The sequence below is a fragment of the Halobacillus sp. Nhm2S1 genome, assembly GCF_019599545.1.
GTDB lineage: Bacteria > Bacillota > Bacilli > Bacillales > Halobacillaceae > Halobacillus.
The window spans coordinates 119,725-135,915 of the sequence record NZ_JAIEZV010000001.1 but is presented as its reverse complement, the minus strand read 5'-3'; the positions used below and the strand labels follow the sequence as shown (position 1 = coordinate 135,915).

Here is a 16,191-nt window from a genome sequence, read left to right as displayed (position 1 = left end):
CACCTCCTATTTACAGAAAATATGTTTACCGATTTGCTTGATTTGCGGTCTGGACCAGATCCAGTCCGAGGTAGCTGTGGCCGGATTGAAATAGTAAAGAGCCTGACCAGAAGGGTCCCAACCATTAATCGCATCCATAACTGCTTCTTTCGCTTGATCATTCGGCTCAAGCCAAATTTGACCATCAGCTACAGCTGTAAATGCACGTGGTTCAAAAATGACACCAGAAGCATTATTAGGAAATGAAGCACTCTTAATTCTGTTTAAGATAACAGCTGCTACTGCCACTTGACCTACATAAGGCTCACCGCGCGCTTCACCGTAGACAGCATTCGCCATCAATTGAATATCATTTTGTGAATAACCACTTGGAACATTGACGGCTGTAGGTTCCTCCGGCTGTTGTTGCTGCTGGTTTTGTTGTTGTTGCTGATTTTGCTGACTTTGCTGATTTTGCTGCTGTTGATTTCCTTGTTTGGTTTGTTGTGATTTAGGAGTGCCTCCATAATGTGTGAAGTCATTTCCTTTTCTGATTTGTTCTTTCACGTAACCCTCATCATAGTTACTTGCTTTGTTGAGCTTATTTTTCACTTCCTGCCCTACAAGTCCATCGATCTCCAGGCCGAATTCGTACTGGAAATTACGGACAGCCCAGTAGGTTCCCCATCCAAAAACTCCATCAATTTCTCCATTGTAAAAACCTAAGTACTGCAGCCTGGATTGAAGTTCAATAACATCATCACCCGTGGCCCCTTGCTGAATGACCTGATTTGAGAAACCTAGGACAGATTTGACATAGGTCAACTCTGATAAAGGGAAAAGCAACAAGGCTAGACCCAAAAAAACGACCATCGTCTTCTTCCATACCATCCAATATCCACCCCTGACCCAAAAGTTTTGTTATAAGGGTAGTTTTTAACAGAACCAAAAGATTATGCATATTTTCATTTCTACACTAAACAACTATGAAAGGCACATGATCATCCGTAACTTCTATATAAACTCCCGAGTATGGAAGACTCCGTTTTAAGATGTTTTCGGAGTTCGTTGCTAAGTTTAGTGTCAGTGGCGGGTTTGGACCCTATTGTTTAAACATTCATTTGTGTCAGAATCTGCAAAGGATCATACTTTCAAATAAAAAAAGAACAGCTCGGTTGCTGTTCTTCATGGTTTTAATAATTTTTCATGATGCTGATTTGCTATTTTGATTTTACGAAGACCGATCAGCCATAAGATGATCATAAAAGGTGTAATCCAATACATCCATGTCATTTCTTTTACGGTAATAATATAATCATAAATGACGTGCAATCCTACGGGGATCGACAGCCCTAACGCTAAGCACCAGTTCGACCGGTTCGTTCTGAACTTTGCTTTCCCCATATAAAACCCCATGATAATACCAAAAAGGGCGTGGGATGAAACTGGAAAAACAGCACGTAATATGGCGATTTCAATTCCGTTTTGGAAGATATAAATAATGTTCTCAATCGTTGCAAATCCTAAACTGACAGCCACCCCGTATATAATTCCATCATAATGATGATCAAAATCAGAGTGGCGATAGGCCACGAATAACAAAAAGAACCATTTAAAGAATTCTTCAAGTAATCCAACGAGGAAAAAGGATTTCAAGAATGAGGAATGAAATACGTTTTCAGTTTCAAAAGCATATTGAATGAACATGATAGGAAAAACCATGATTACGCCTATGATAAACATACGGATAATCAGAGGAAGGGGCTCTAATTCGATCCGTTTACTTAAGTATATAAATGTCATGATGGCCACGGCAGGAGATATAGCGGCAGTCAATATGGCCATGTTTCTCAACCCTCTCTCTTTCATTCACCTACGTTTCATCGTATCATGAAGGTATGAGAAAAGGAACATTTGAATGGAAGATGGTGTAAATATGAAGCGAATACTAGTCATTCACACGGGTGGCACAATATCTATGAAGGAAAACAAAGAAACAGGTGAAGTGAACACTTCATCCAAGCACCCTCTGGATGAGATCTCAACCATGCTTAAAGGGAACACGGTCATTGAAGATGAGATTTTGTTTTACCTCCCTTCTCCACATATCCGGCCCGACCATATGTTGAAACTGGGCCGGTCCATCCATGAGAAAATGTCCAGAAAAAGTTATGACGGCATTGTCATCACTCATGGTACTGATACATTAGAAGAGACCGCTTATTTTCTGGATTTGTTTTTGCAGACGAGAAAACCCGTCGTCGTCACCGGTGCTATGCGGTCAAGTAATGAAATCGGGTCAGATGGGTTATATAACTTATTAAGTGCGATCAGGGTAGCCAATTGTGATGAGGCGCAGGACAAAGGTGTACTTGTTGTCATGAACGATGAAATTCATACAGCTAAGAACGTGACTAAAACGAGTACGAGTAATGTAGCGACGTTCCAAAGTCCTCAATATGGGCCGATTGGAATTACTACAAAATCGGAAGTGTTCTTCCATCACAAAATGACGCGCCGTGATTCCTACCCGATACAGGACATAGGCAAGCAAGTGGCCCTTGTTAAAGCTTACGCAGGCATGGATGGGACCTTGATCGACGCCGTTCGCAAAAGCCATGTGGATGGTCTTGTTATTGAGGCTTTAGGGCAAGGAAACCTCCCACCAGAAACGGTAGATGCTTTAAAACGCACCCTCGAGGATGGCATCCCCATTGTCTTAGTCTCTCGCTGTTATCAAGGCATTGTTCAGGATACATACGGTTATCCAGGCGGCGGGCGTCAACTGAAGGAAATGGGAATCATCTTTGCCAACGGTCTTACTGGACCAAAAGCTCGCATTAAACTGATGGTCGCACTTGAAATGACCACAAATATGACCGAATTGGAACATATGTTCAGCTGAAGAGTTCGATGAAAATAGGATATGAAAAAGCCTGAAGTTCATAAACTTCAGGCTTTTTTTGACTTTATTTTGTAGTGATCGCTTTTGCTATTTTTCCTCCATGATGACGACCATTTTCAATGAAGATTTCATTGTTGTTATAACCTGCTGCTATGACACCAGCAATATAAATTCCCTGAATATTTGTCTCCATCGTATCCTCATCAAACGTTGGCCTTCCCGTTTCCTCATCCATTTCTACTCCCATTTTTGTGAGAAACGCATGATCAGGTCTGTAACCCGTCATAGCAAATACGAAATCATTTTTGATTCGTTTTTCTTCGCCATGACATTCATAGACAACTTCATCCTTCGTGATTTCTTTAACGTTTGCACAAAACTCCATATCGATGATGCCTTTTCTCACCAATGCTTCGAATTGAGGAAGAATCCATGGTTTAATACTTTTCGAGTAATCCTCACCACGGTAAAGAACGGTAATGTGAGCTCCTGACTTCTCTAATTCCAGGGCAGCATCGGCTGCGGAATTTTTACCACCTACAATGACGATGTTCTTCTTATAATACGGATGGCCCTCTTTGAAATAGTGCATGACTTTTGGCAGCTCTTCACCTTTGACATTCATATAATTCGGTTGATCATAATATCCGGTAGCGATGACGATTTGGTTCGCGTGATAACTCTTTGTTTCACCGCCTGCTATTTCAGAATGGATCACAAAACCATGATCGTCCTGTTCCACTTGAGTTACTTTTTCGTACGTGTTCACTCGAAGGTCTTCTCTTCCAGCGACGGCTCTGTAATAAGCCAATGCCTCATTACGGACCGGCTTTTGACGTTCTGTTATGAAGGGGATATTCCCGATTTCAAGTTTTTCACTCGAACTGAAAAATGTCTGATGGGTCGGATAATGATAAATCGAATTGACAATGTTTCCTTTTTCTATAATCAGTGGTTCTATTCCTTCTTTTTGCAATTCGATGGCTGCACTCATTCCGCATGGTCCACCACCGATAATGATGACTTTTTCTTCTTGCACGACAAACACTCCTCTTTCATTCCGCTACAGGTCAATCCTTTAATTCAATCCACTTCAGATCTGGGATGGTTTCCATAAGACAAGGACTCCATCTATGATCCTTTCTCATTCCAAACTAGTGTTTTCGCCCCCACGAGTGATCATCTCATAGAGGAAAGACATTATTAACAGTTTTTATAAAAAATGAATCTCCTATCATAACCATGATAGGAGATTGCATTCTTAGAATCAAGTTAGATCCATCCACGGAACCTGGATGCTTCCGCCATTTTTCTAACCCCGACCATATAAGCGGCGAGTCGCATATCTACGCGACGCGTCTCAGCCGTCCGATAGACGTTATCAAAGCCTTTGACAATGACTTTGTGAAGCTTTTCTTCCACTTCTTCTTCCGTCCAATAATAACCTTGGTTGTTTTGTACCCATTCAAAGTAGGATACGGTCACTCCACCTGAGGAAGCTAAAACATCTGGTACAAGCAGAATTCCACGTTCAGATAGGATTCTTGTAGCATCCAATGTCGTCGGTCCATTGGCTGCTTCAACAACGATGCTTGCTTTTATGTTATGGGCATTATCTTCCGTGATCTGATTCTCAATCGCTGCAGGTACAAGAATGTCACAATCAAGCTCCAATAACTGCTCATTTGTAATGGTATTCTTGAATAAATTCGTGACTGTACCAAAACTATCACGGCGATCTAGTAAGTAGTCAATATCGAGTCCATCTGGATCGTGAAGCCCACCGTAGGCGTCTGAAATACCAATTACTTTCGCTCCGCGATCATGCATGAATTTCGCTAGGAAACTTCCTGCATTACCAAAGCCCTGGACTACGACTCTGGCGCCTTCTACATTGATCCCTTTTTTCTTCGCAGCTTCTTCAATACATATGGTCACACCCTTGGCCGTAGCCGTTTCACGCCCATGTGAACCGCCAAGAACCAGAGGCTTACCTGTAATAAATCCAGGATTATTAAATTCATCAATTCGGCTGTACTCATCCATCATCCAGGCCATGATTTGAGAATTCGTAAATACATCTGGTGCAGGAATATCTTTTGTAGGACCTACAATTTGACTGATGGCACGCACGTATCCACGGCTGACTCCTTCAAGTTCACGGAAGGACATTTCGCGAGGATCACACACGATTCCACCTTTACCTCCACCGTAAGGAAGGTCAACAATTCCTGCTTTCAAACTCATCCAAATTGAAAGTGCTTTGACTTCTTTTTCAGATACGTTTGGGTGAAAGCGGACGCCCCCTTTTGTTGGACCAACCGCGTCATTATGCTGGGCACGATAGCCTGTGAAGATCTTGATCTGATCATTATCCATACGGACAGGAATTCTTACCGTCATCATTCTTACAGGTTCTTTCATCAACTCATATACTTCATTGGGATAACCTAATTTATCAAGTGCTTTTTTTACCACCGTTTGTGTGGATTTCAACACATCGAGTTTGTCATTATTTTGGTTTGTAGAATCTGTTGGCTTATCGGCTACCATCCATTTACCTCCTATATCAATCCATTCGATTAGGGCTCGTTCTTCAGTGATTAGTATACACGTTCACTACTAATTAGGAAAGCTGAATGCGGCTTTTTCTAACCGTTTTCAAAGAAAAATTGTAAACGTTTACACTTGTGTGGTTTTATTTTATTACGATAGCTCTACGAATTTTTGGATTAGGTCGTCATAGCTTAACCCGATTGCCTGAGCAGAATCAGGGAAAAGGCTTGTCGGTGTCATGCCTGGCAGTGTATTGACTTCTAATATGACCGGCTCTTCCTTTTCATTGATGATGAAGTCGACACGTGAGTAAACGTCACACCCAAGCAGCTGATGTGCCAGCACCGCATCTTGCTGCAATCTTGCAGTCAAATTGTCACTCACTTTAGCAGGTACAATATGTTCACTGCCTCCAGGTTTATATTTTGAATCAAAATCATAATAATCATTCTTAGGAATGATCTCAATCACAGGAAGTGCCTGTTCTTTCCCTTTGTAACCCATAACAGGTACGGTCACTTCTCTTCCTTTTACATAATCTTCGACTAGAATCATAGAATCCGAATGTGCAGCCGTTTCAATCGCTTGCTGTATATCCTCTTCATTCTTCACGATGGTTAAACCTAGAGTAGAACCTTCTTGATTCGGTTTTATGACGAATGGGAGAGTGAACGTTCGCTTGATTTCATCCTCGATGTTTGAGAATTCATGTGGATCTGTAACATCAAACACTTCACTTTTCGCTGTGTGTAAACCATTCAAGGAGAATATTTGTTTGGATTTTGCTTTGTCCATGGCCAGAGCTGAAGCTAAAACGCCTGAGCCGACATAAGGAATGCCGAGCATGTCTAAAAGACCTTGGATCTTTCCGTCTTCCCCGAACCGTCCATGCAACCCGATGAAAACGAGGTCCACGTCTAAATTCAGGACTTCTTCCATTTTCTCAGGAGAAAAGTCGATCGGCGTAACACCGTGTCCCTTGTTCTCCAATGCTTTTATGATTCCCTTTCCAGTTGAGAGAGAAACTTCTCGTTCCCCTGACGTACCACCATATAAAACCGCAATCTTCATTTGTTACACTCCATTTCATAGACCACTAAATAATAATTAACTTACACCAACTCTTATCTTAACATGTTCCCTTTCAAGCATCTATTTAAAAATAAAGCACTGCACTATTTTATATTCCTAAACCTCCAACTCCAACATTTGCTCCAATAGATCTAGTTTCCATAGGGCGGGCGCTGAGCCTCCTCGGCATTCCCTCCACAAGAAAGCGAGTAGCTACCCAATCATCCCTTCCGCTAACTTTAGCAACGAACCTGGAAAACGTCTCGGCTTTCAATAGCGGAAAAACGTGCCCGTTACATTGTTATGTCATAAAAAAAGAACGACTCTTATGAAGCGTCGCTCTTGCAGTTTATGAAAAATGTTTATAGATGGTTCGGCATGCATCTTTGTCCATGATTTGTTTTCCATATTCAATCAAGCGGTGCGAAGTCGCTGCTGTAGCGGAAGCATATTCAGACATTAATGCGATCACTTGATCCTGATCCAAATGGAAGATCTCCTCATCTTCAAGAAGCATATAATAGGAGTCATGATAAAAGAAAACACTGCCTCCGGTTACATCAAGCTGATACAGCTGTTGCCCTGCCCGGATGACATGTTCGAAGTCTTCAAAGGAGAACATCATTTCTTTACTTTCATCCAAAGTGACTTTCATTTCAATGTAATCTTCATCGTCTTCTATATCGGCGGGCTCTGTTTTCGTTACGACCACTAACATACCCTGGGCTTGCAGGAGATACACCTGCACCAACAGGACACCTGACAGTTCGACACCTAGTTCAATTCCTGCATCATACATCATATCGCTGAAAATACGATGCACCCTAGGTAAATCGCTCCAAAGCTCCTCACGAGACAACCCTCTGTCCATTAGATCATCAAACGTAAGGAAAATTTTAAATTTCTCGTTTGTCATTCTTTCCACTCGCACATGATCGCCCCCCTGTCACGATGTGTTATCTATATCTTATGATGACTGATGCGATTATGGCACCTTTTTTCAAATTATATCTAACGATTTGGGCAGGGGCAAACATTTTCCAACCCCACAGAAGGGGATATGTAAAAGAACCATTCTCTCAGAAATGTTTTGATCATCGATGGACAGCTCATCTATTCAACCACCCTACTCCTGCCCGATCACCTAACATAGGCTTATAGGCGCGAACACTCTTCAAATTTAAAATGGAACGGTCCCTCTTTTAATAAGGTTCCGTTCCATTATCAAAGATCCATGTACTTTCAATGTAAATTTAAGCGTTAAGTGGCCTGCAACCAACGTTCCCACGCCTTTTTGGAGTTTCCTACAATAAATGGCTGGATGCGTTTTTTGTCAAGCTCAGAAAGGCGGTCATAAGCATATCCACCAAGACCAATTTTCAAATCTGGATATTGTTTTTGTAATGATTCTGCAAGCCTTACTGTGATAGGGATATTCTTTTTAAGGGTACACGACATGAACATATATGTGGGTTCAATCTCATCAATGACAATATCAATATCTCCGCCCGCAATACTTTGACCGAGATAGATGACATCATATCCTTTTCGTTTCAAGAACAGGGCAAAGATGAGCAACCCTAATTCATGACGTTCATTAGGACCACACACGAGCAGCGCTTTCGGCAGCATTCCATCTACGGGAATAGACAGAAGCATCATGCCCACCCTTGAACGGATGAACTGGCTGGCGAAATGCTCATGAGCACTCGTAATCCGGTTCTCTTCCCACAAGTCACCGACCTTCACAAGAATAGGACCGATGATATCGATGGCAACCGTTTCTGGCGTAAATAAACTAAACGCATGATCCAGGTGACGCTGTGCATCGTTTTCATTAAAGGAGAGAAGGCTGTTCAACAGCTCGTCCCCTATTTTATCCAACTCTGATTTATGCTCAGAATGATGATTTGAACTCGATACCGCTTCTTCATTACTTTCTAATAAGGAAACGGCTTGTGATATGGTGAACCCTTTGTTCACTTTTTCCATCAGCCATTTTAAAATTCGGACATGATCATCGGTGTACAGACGATGGCCAGCCTCATTTCTTGATGGGCGGATCATTTTATATCTTCTTTCCCAGGCACGGAGCGTACCCGGCTGAATTCCTAATAACTGTGACACAGCTTTGATATTATATTTTGCTTTTGTTGTCGCCATAAGTCTGCCTCCACCTGTCCATTTTCTTCTATTATATAGGAAGTCAAGAATGTGTGTAAAATTTCAATATTCTCCTATATGCTTTGAAAGTAGGTCTAATTTTCGGGAGTTAATTCGATCCAATGGCATTCCGCTCTCGTCCCCAGACGCAGAGGCAGCAATGATGTTCCATATCCTTCACTGACAAGGAAAGGCTGGGCTTCATCGACCTTCCAGCCGCCCCGTTCATAAGGTCCGAAACCAAGCAGCCGGATTTGTCCACCATGTGTGTGTCCACTTAAAACAAGATCAAACCTTCCCTTGGCGTCCTGATGGATCCGTTTGAAAACATACGGATCATGGACACAAAGGATCTGCAGGCACTCTTCATCCTCTAAGTAGGAAGCATTTCGATTCGGTTTCATAAAGTATGGATCCAGAGCACTTAATACCACTGGTGTTCCATTTGACAACTCCACACGCTCATCCTCATTGGAGAGGGGAACGACACCTTGTTTCATTAATTCATCCAAAAATGATCCAAACTTCCACTCATGATCATTATTACCAGGAACGAAATAAACAGGCGCCCCCCATTTCTTTAATATTGATAGGTTGTACATAAAGCGTTCGTAAGATGTCCTATTATCCACAAAATCTCCCCCGATCATAACGAGATCGACGGATTGTATTTTTTTGAATGTCTCTTTTGATAATCTACGGTTATGTATATCACTAATGAATAATAGTTGAACCTTTTGGTGAGCACTCAACCCTCTACAGGGCAGTCGATTTTCTCGCAAATGATCGTGTTCTGCCAAAAGATACATATAAACCAAAAGTATGACTCCACCTATGAGGACAAAAAACAGCACCTCCAGCATAGGGACACCCCCTCACCATAGTTTTAGAACTTTTATATTATCATAAACGACAGAGTCTAATAAAATCTAAACATTAGATATCTTACACCCCCCTACAAGAAATGCCTTTGTAACAAGAAGTAAGGTATGGATGCTGGCTGAATATTGGATATAAGAAAACCGCTCCACATGACACATCGAGAGCGGTTTTGATCCATTCTTATGTCTCGCTTAAAATTCCCACGTAAGAATCGTACTCACTCATACGTTCTTCACGCTCAAAATTCTAAAGCCTGTCTTTTCCAGTTTCCTCGTAAACGCATCAATATTATCATTATCTTCAATCTTTAAGACAATTCTTCTGGCGAGCTTATCGGTTTCATCAAAAGTGGCAAGTGAAATCACGTTTTCATGGTAACTTTTAATAATATCCCCGAGTCTTTCGATCCTGCCTGATGATTCCTCGGAAGTGAAGGCAATCCTTACCCCTTTTTTATTGACCCCGAACGCGCTTTCGAACTGTTCGATGACATCAAACCTTGTGACGAGACCGAGAAACTTCTTAGATGGGGTGACGACAGCCAGTACGGCAAAACCTTTGAACATAGGAAGTGTACGTTCAAAAACCTCTTCATCGTGAATATAATAATCTTCATGCATGGCAACATCACCTGCAGTGGTCTCACTAAGAAACGTTCTGCGATCCATTCCATCTTCTGAATTAAAGTAGGCCCGGAAAATAATTTCTTTAGAAATCATTCCTATAAATTGACCAGATGTCAACACAGGCATGGCCTCAATATCTTTCTCATCAAGTACTTTCAAAATCTCTGAAAGTGAAGCGGATGATTCAGCCGTGACAGATTTGTGGGCGGGTTTCATAATTCCTTTAACAAACATACACTCACCTCTTCTTTTGATTTGCACGGTAATCATTTCGCCACGAGAGTGGGAATATCCTCCCTAAGTCGAATAGGACAAGAAAGGAGCACATAAAATTCCAAGGAAAAGGATGTGATTTTGGATGTACACACCAATCAAATGCTATCAGCCATACCACGGCCCTTTTGATCCTTGTCCATCAAGAGGGACGGTTTGTTACCAGACACCACCTAACCTTTACCTGGGTTTTCAACCTCCAAATTTGCAGCAATTTCCAATTCAAGAAGCCTTGTATAAAGGAACACTTTGGCCGGCATTGTACGACCCATACCCTACACCTTTAGAGAAGGGAGCAAAAAGATGAAACAAGCGACCGATCCTGCTAAAGAGCGGTATGCTTTAATGGAAAAAATTCAGATGGTGGATTTCGCTTTAGTGGAACTTACTCTTTACCTGGACACACATCCACAAGACACTCAGGCGATCCAGCAGTTCAATCAGCTCGCCGTAGAGAGCAGGGATCTTAAATCTGCCTATGAGCAGCGTTTCGGCCCGTTAAGACAATATGGAGGCAGCTTTTCAGGATATCCTTGGAACTGGGGAGACAGCCCGTGGCCATGGCAGTTATAACCCTTCATTTATGAAGGAAATAGGAGGGCGCATATGTGGTATTATGAAAAAAAGTTGCAATATCCTGTCAAAGTAACGGAATGCAACCCGAGGCTTGCAAAATATTTAATCGAACAGTATGGAGGAGCGGACGGCGAATTATCCGCAGCCCTTCGTTACTTGAACCAGCGGTATAGTATACCAGATAAAGTGATTGGACTTTTGACAGACATTGGGACAGAGGAATTTGCCCATTTGGAAATGATTGCGACGATGATCTATAAACTTACGAAAGATGCAACACCGGAACAAATGAAAGCGGCTGGTCTTGGTGCCCATTATGCAAACCACGATCATGCCTTGTATTACAATAACGCGGCAGGAAGCGCATGGACAGCCACTTACATCCAGGCGAAAGGGGATCCAATTGCGGACCTTTATGAAGATATTGCTGCTGAGGAGAAAGCCAGGGCTACCTATCAGTGGATCATCAACATGTCGGATGACCCATGCTTGAATGACAGTTTGAAATTTTTACGCGAACGAGAAGTGGTTCATTCTCAAAGGTTCAGAGAAGCAGTCGAAATACTTAAGTTCGAAAAGGATCGAAAACAGTTTTTCTAACCGTTACCGCTCTACCGTGATTCGTTCATGGTAGGGCGATTCTTCTATGATAGACTGTTCGGGAAATGGTTGTCCGAACCATTCATCCCAGTATGGATAGGACAGAATCACAATGATCAAGACTAGAAGAATGACTAAAAGGAAGCGCATCCATAACGCATTGATCCTCCATCTCGTCTTCTCTTTCTTGCCTTCGTGGACATCCTTTCTTGGTGGCAGATCAAGGATGTCCAATTCTTCTTTTTCAAATCCACCCTCTTCTGTATGTTCCCTGAGATTTACTGTTTGATCTTCTGATGAATGCTGCTCACTCATCGGCTTCCCCCCATTTTCCGAAACGTATCCAAAAGGCTAATACAACATCAATAAGGAAATGTGCCACTATGGTCACCAGTAAATTACCCGTAACCTCATACATATAACCAATAAAGAAACTAACGAATAATACCGAAACAAGTAACACGATTTTCGTTAAATAACGAATGTGCATGACAGCAAAAAGCACGCTTGCCACGACATAGCCAAACTCTGCGTGGAGGACCCCCCGGAATAACATTTCTTCACTAACCGCTACCAACAAAGTAATTGCGATGATACTTATACTGGAACGGTTCTTAAATACTTTAACATTAATCCCGCCATCATCGTACATCCTTTGAGGTAAACGATACACGAGAAAAAGATCGATGAGAAGCACCATAAGTCCTGGTATGATCCCATAAACCAGCAGTTCGGTCGTGTGAAAATCAAATTGACTGCTCCAATCGGCCCAAAAGGCATCAAATAAAAATGCGCTGCCAATGAGAGCGAGGACCAGAATACTTAACTGAGTAAGAATTAATTGTAATGTAATTTCCCTATCGTTCATTTCCATGATCAATTCGGATTGACTCTTTCGTTTCATACACCGTCTCCTTGTTTAAAAATCAGCTTTAACCGATCTTCCCAGCTGAATGTATCATAGGTTTGACTCTCCTCTTGGAAAGATAAATCCTCCATTCGAAAATCACATCCATCACAACACGGGACGGTCGGCTTTCTTACCATGTCCTGAAACGGTTTATACAACGCCTCTCTACGACATGAAGATACATGAATCCACTTCAACATTTCATTCAGTTTGTTGTGTTTATACATCCATCGCTCCTCTAGGAAGCGATCAATTTCCTGAATGAGTTCAGGCGTCACACCTACTAATTCCCCTTCTTGTAACGCCCCTTCTTCCTCTAATTGAAACTTGATAAAATTCCATTGTGACTCCGATAATTCAAATTGTTCGATCATGACATCATCTTCCGGTACTTCCCTCCCCTCCTTTCTCTTTAAAAAGGAAAATACGCGTTGAAGGTCATTTTTTTCTGGTAATTCACTCTGAATGAGCCGCTGGGGAAGATAATGATCCTGACGTGTGAAGAGCAGTAGACTGACAGCCGCTCCACCGTCTCTTCCCGCCCGGCCAACCTCCTGAATAAATGACTCCAGTTGAGGGGGCAGATGAAAGTGTATAACGATTCTTATGTCTTTTTTGTCTACCCCCATCCCAAAGGCACTTGTACAACAGATGACATCCAATTGATTGTTCATGAATTGCTGCTGCACTAGCATTCGGTCCGTTTGTTCCATGCCCCCATGATAAAAAGCGACTCTCTGCTTCAACCGATCCCGCAGTTCAAAACTGACTTTTTCTGCCCACTGCCGGCTGGAAAAATAGATCATCGTCGGGGCTTGGTTTTTCTTGAGGATTTCAACAATCCGATCTGTTTTTTCTTCTGGACTATTGCATTCTTCCACAGCGAAACTGATATTTTGTTTATCCATCGGATAGATTCTCTTTTTCATGTGGGGAATCTTCAACTTTTCCATAATGTCTTGCTGCACATCAGGAGTTGCTGTTGCACTCAAGGCCATCACGGTTGGATGTCCCAGGTATTCGATGACCTGATGAAGTTTAAGATAATCCGTTCTGAACTCATGTCCCCATTGAGATATGCAATGGGCTTCGTCTATAACAAAGAGATTGACGCGCATGCGCTTAAACCGTTGCTGCAGCCAGTCGTTCTGCAACATTTCTGGAGAAATATATACGAGAGAGTATTTATGAAGGTTTTTTAATACAGTATTTCTTTCAGGCTGATCCATAAAGCTGTTTACAGCTGTGACTGCCTTATACCCGGATGCTTTCAATTGCTTCACCTGATCCACCATCAAGGATATGAGTGGAGATACGACAAGCGTTGTTCCACCAAGAACCTTAGCAGGAAGTTGATAGCATAGTGATTTTCCTGTTCCGGTAGGTAGGATGCCTAATACATCTTTGCCTTCAAGGACATCTGTAATCACTTCCCTCTGTCCTTCCCGGAATTCGTCAAAACCGAAATTCTCTTTCAATATCGTACTCAGATCATGCCTCATCCTGCGTCATACCTTCCTTTATTGCGTGCTGTCCTTTCGCTAATGCGAGGCGCAATTCGAAATAATCATACTTTCCATCGAGAGCTTCATAAATTTGCTTCAGCTTTTTTGTATTCAATTGACTCTCTATTTTATTTATCTCCCGTACGTCTTCCTCATTCAAGAAAGAGGTGATTGAAAAATCAGGAATGATTAAGGCTGATTCTACAATGTGGTCTTGGATCGTGCTTTTTTTCAATCTTCTTTTCTTTATGATTTCCTGCATGCTTAACCCTTGTTGAATATATTGATACGTCTTTCTTGCCGACCTAGTGATCAGGTGGGTGGCATCCAGACCTTTTGTACAAAGGTGCAGCACAGGATAGTGCTCTTTACTCTTTTTCGATTCAAGGAACAAATAATAGTAAGTGTGCTGCAGCATAACCTCGACATCTTCTACATTCAATTCGAACTCCCGCTTAAGCTGATCCATTGTCATTCCAATGACGCCTCCCCCTGTGAGACGATAGACGAACAGATCCGCTTGAATCGAGGGATGCTTTTTTAATAGGTGTTGGATTTCTTCGTACATGGATCCCACCATCTTCGGTAGTTTATCCTGGAATTGATGATAGACCGTCCGCACCCATTGCTGTGTGCCAAAGTCATCAACAATGGGGACATAATGGTGAATGCCTGCCTTGGAGTTCGCCATCATCTGTAATAAAAGATGGACTCTTTTGACGAATGTAGGAATCACATCATGCCAGACCATACCATCAAAATATTTCATCTCTTGAACCGGGACAGAAGCCAGCCGCTGAACCCCTTTTTGTGTCATAGATGGGAAGGATTGTTCATTGATTTGGATAAGCCCCTCATCCTTCAGTGATTGGACGTGACTTTCCAATTGCTCGCGCTTTAGCGATGGATAGATCCCAAAAAGTCTGTCCAGTTCATACCCTTTGGCATCCTGTAATGTCTGTGATGACCGTTTTCCGTTCAATAAATGAAAAATCCCAGAGACGGTCCGCTCCCCTCTGAATCGATCCACACATGTCAAAACCAAATGCTCGAACATATTCTCCCCCCTTTTTTCCAACTTGTCCAACCTTGTATAGTTGAAAACCATTCACTAGCGCTTTACAATAAACGTTGTACTTATGTAATCAATGCCTCGATCATACAGAATGTCTCATGAAGGAGGTCGTTTTATGGCCAAATATACAATCGTAGATAAGGAAACCTGCATTGCATGCGGGGCGTGCGGTGCTGCTGCCCCTGATCTATATGATTACGATGATGAAGGAATCGCTTATGTGGTCCTTGATGATAATGAGGGAACGGAAGAGGTTCCTGAGCTGTACGAAGAGGATATGGAAGATGCACTGGAAGGGTGTCCCACAGATTCCATAAAAATTTCTTCTGCTCCATTTCACGGGGACCCTTTAAAATACGAAGAGTGATGTACTTGTTTATTAAAAGCCCCTTTCGTAAGGGGCTTTTTCATTTGACTAATTCTTCAAAACGGATTTCCGCTTCGGTCCGGTCAATCGTAGAGAACATACGAAAATCTTCTGAATCAATGATTCTATAATGGTGACTGATCAAATTCTGCTGAAGAATATAGTTCTCTCCTTCAGCAATCGTCTGCCACCATACTTTCCCTCCAAGCGTCTTCTTCCCCTGTGGTTCCACTTGCTCATGAGCAATGGTTTCCACGATTTCTACAGGGGCATCACCTAATATACCTTTTAATACATCGCTCTCTTGAAAAAGCGCACAAACGGCGACAACGGTTGTCCACCCTGCCATTGTCCTTTGCTTCTCAATTTGAACAAGGGTTTTTTTTGATAACCCAAGGATTTCTGCCATCCTGTCCTGCGTATATCCATGTTCGACACGAATCAATTTAATCTTCTCGGAAACCTGTTTCCTCACTACGTGTTTATCCATAACCTATCGTCCCCTTTTCTACGTTCCTTTATTTTAACATGAGCATGAGAGGCATTCCCAGAACAAAGCCTCGTTGACCGTTGGAATCGGTATAGAGACTTTTATAGATTTAATGGGAATGGTTTTTCCTTCCATAGCTTATATCTCTAGGAAATAAGTAATGATTTTCTAAGCGGGTAAAAAAGAACCCTCCACAAAATCTGCAGAGGGTTT

At 42.1% G+C, this 16,191-nt stretch carries 19 protein-coding genes; 5 read left to right on the top strand and 14 right to left on the bottom strand.

Annotated features, from left to right (window positions below; all coding sequences use genetic code 11):
• Nucleotides 1-6 precede the first annotated feature (6 nt).
• Together sleB and prsW are read right to left on the bottom strand one after the other, a co-directional pair.
• Nucleotides 7-870 carry a spore cortex-lytic enzyme gene (gene sleB / locus K2225_RS00710; protein ID WP_220583060.1) on the bottom strand — a complete coding sequence of 288 codons (864 nt, stop codon included), beginning with the start codon at nucleotides 868-870 and terminating at the stop codon, nucleotides 7-9.
• Between the two features lie 294 nt (nucleotides 871-1,164).
• Nucleotides 1,165-1,824, bottom strand: coding sequence for a glutamic-type intramembrane protease PrsW (prsW, locus tag K2225_RS00705; RefSeq protein WP_220583059.1), 660 nt, complete (start codon nucleotides 1,822-1,824; stop codon nucleotides 1,165-1,167).
• Between the two features lie 91 nt (nucleotides 1,825-1,915).
• Between prsW and K2225_RS00700 the strand changes: the two genes are divergently transcribed.
• The gene (locus K2225_RS00700; RefSeq protein WP_220583058.1) at nucleotides 1,916-2,884 is read left to right on the top strand and encodes an asparaginase; all 969 of its coding nucleotides are present in this window, start codon (nucleotides 1,916-1,918) and stop codon (nucleotides 2,882-2,884) included.
• Between the two features lie 64 nt (nucleotides 2,885-2,948).
• Here K2225_RS00700 and K2225_RS00695 read toward each other — a convergent pair whose 3' ends face one another.
• The 7 genes from K2225_RS00695 to K2225_RS00665 form a co-directional block, all read right to left on the bottom strand.
• The gene (locus tag K2225_RS00695; RefSeq protein ID WP_220583057.1) at nucleotides 2,949-3,923 is read right to left on the bottom strand and encodes a YpdA family putative bacillithiol disulfide reductase; all 975 of its coding nucleotides are present in this window, start codon (nucleotides 3,921-3,923) and stop codon (nucleotides 2,949-2,951) included.
• A gap of 233 nt (nucleotides 3,924-4,156) precedes the next feature.
• A complete protein-coding gene (locus K2225_RS00690) occupies nucleotides 4,157-5,437 on the bottom strand; it encodes a Glu/Leu/Phe/Val family dehydrogenase (RefSeq protein WP_220583056.1) in 1,281 nt (426 codons plus the stop codon).
• 153 nt (nucleotides 5,438-5,590) lie between these two features.
• Nucleotides 5,591-6,511 (bottom strand): D-alanine--D-alanine ligase, encoded by a 921-nt coding sequence (locus tag K2225_RS00685; protein ID WP_220583055.1) that lies wholly within the window; start codon nucleotides 6,509-6,511, stop codon nucleotides 5,591-5,593.
• Nucleotides 6,512-6,860: 349 nt separating this feature from the next.
• Complete coding sequence (locus K2225_RS00680; protein WP_220583054.1) at nucleotides 6,861-7,442, bottom strand: genetic competence negative regulator; 582 nt, start codon at nucleotides 7,440-7,442, stop codon at nucleotides 6,861-6,863.
• A 329-nt stretch (nucleotides 7,443-7,771) separates the two neighbouring features.
• Nucleotides 7,772-8,674, bottom strand: coding sequence for a MerR family transcriptional regulator (locus tag K2225_RS00675; protein ID WP_220583053.1), 903 nt, complete (start codon nucleotides 8,672-8,674; stop codon nucleotides 7,772-7,774).
• Nucleotides 8,675-8,769: 95 nt separating this feature from the next.
• Nucleotides 8,770-9,537 carry a metallophosphoesterase gene (locus K2225_RS00670; RefSeq protein ID WP_220583052.1) on the bottom strand — a complete coding sequence of 256 codons (768 nt, stop codon included), beginning with the start codon at nucleotides 9,535-9,537 and terminating at the stop codon, nucleotides 8,770-8,772.
• Nucleotides 9,538-9,777: 240 nt separating this feature from the next.
• Entirely contained in the window at nucleotides 9,778-10,416 is a 639-nt protein-coding gene (locus tag K2225_RS00665) for a CBS domain-containing protein (RefSeq protein ID WP_220583051.1), read from the bottom strand.
• A 124-nt stretch (nucleotides 10,417-10,540) separates the two neighbouring features.
• Here K2225_RS00665 and K2225_RS00660 point away from each other — a divergent pair, with 124 nt between their 5' ends.
• From K2225_RS00660 to K2225_RS00650, 3 genes are read left to right on the top strand one after another with little or no spacing between them, the layout of a single operon-like run.
• Nucleotides 10,541-10,762 (top strand): spore coat associated protein CotJA, encoded by a 222-nt coding sequence (locus K2225_RS00660; RefSeq protein WP_220583050.1) that lies wholly within the window; start codon nucleotides 10,541-10,543, stop codon nucleotides 10,760-10,762.
• Entirely contained in the window at nucleotides 10,759-11,028 is a 270-nt protein-coding gene (locus K2225_RS00655) for a spore coat protein CotJB (protein ID WP_146815986.1), read from the top strand. Before K2225_RS00660 ends, K2225_RS00655 begins: the two co-directional genes overlap by 4 nt.
• Nucleotides 11,029-11,061: 33 nt before the next feature.
• On the top strand, nucleotides 11,062-11,631 hold the full coding sequence (locus K2225_RS00650; protein ID WP_220583049.1) for a manganese catalase family protein: 570 nt from the start codon (nucleotides 11,062-11,064) through the stop codon (nucleotides 11,629-11,631).
• A gap of 3 nt (nucleotides 11,632-11,634) precedes the next feature.
• Here the strand turns inward: K2225_RS00650 and K2225_RS00645 are convergent, their stop codons facing one another.
• The 4 genes from K2225_RS00645 to K2225_RS00630 are packed head-to-tail and all read right to left on the bottom strand — an operon-like array spanning nucleotide 11,635 to nucleotide 15,103.
• The gene (locus tag K2225_RS00645; protein WP_220583048.1) at nucleotides 11,635-11,946 is read right to left on the bottom strand and encodes a hypothetical protein; all 312 of its coding nucleotides are present in this window, start codon (nucleotides 11,944-11,946) and stop codon (nucleotides 11,635-11,637) included.
• Nucleotides 11,939-12,535 carry a CPBP family intramembrane glutamic endopeptidase gene (locus K2225_RS00640; RefSeq protein WP_220583047.1) on the bottom strand — a complete coding sequence of 199 codons (597 nt, stop codon included), beginning with the start codon at nucleotides 12,533-12,535 and terminating at the stop codon, nucleotides 11,939-11,941. The genes K2225_RS00645 and K2225_RS00640 overlap by 8 nt, the downstream gene beginning before the upstream one ends.
• Nucleotides 12,532-14,043, bottom strand: coding sequence for a RecQ family ATP-dependent DNA helicase (locus K2225_RS00635; RefSeq protein ID WP_220583046.1), 1,512 nt, complete (start codon nucleotides 14,041-14,043; stop codon nucleotides 12,532-12,534). The genes K2225_RS00640 and K2225_RS00635 overlap by 4 nt, the downstream gene beginning before the upstream one ends.
• Entirely contained in the window at nucleotides 14,033-15,103 is a 1,071-nt protein-coding gene (locus K2225_RS00630; protein WP_220583045.1) for a YpbB family protein, read from the bottom strand. The genes K2225_RS00635 and K2225_RS00630 overlap by 11 nt, the downstream gene beginning before the upstream one ends.
• Before the next feature lie 133 nt (nucleotides 15,104-15,236).
• Here K2225_RS00630 and K2225_RS00625 point away from each other — a divergent pair, with 133 nt between their 5' ends.
• Nucleotides 15,237-15,488 carry a ferredoxin gene (locus K2225_RS00625; protein WP_160911949.1) on the top strand — a complete coding sequence of 84 codons (252 nt, stop codon included), beginning with the start codon at nucleotides 15,237-15,239 and terminating at the stop codon, nucleotides 15,486-15,488.
• A gap of 40 nt (nucleotides 15,489-15,528) precedes the next feature.
• Here the strand turns inward: K2225_RS00625 and K2225_RS00620 are convergent, their stop codons facing one another.
• The gene (locus K2225_RS00620) at nucleotides 15,529-15,978 is read right to left on the bottom strand and encodes a helix-turn-helix transcriptional regulator (protein ID WP_220583044.1); all 450 of its coding nucleotides are present in this window, start codon (nucleotides 15,976-15,978) and stop codon (nucleotides 15,529-15,531) included.
• Nucleotides 15,979-16,191 lie beyond the last annotated feature (213 nt).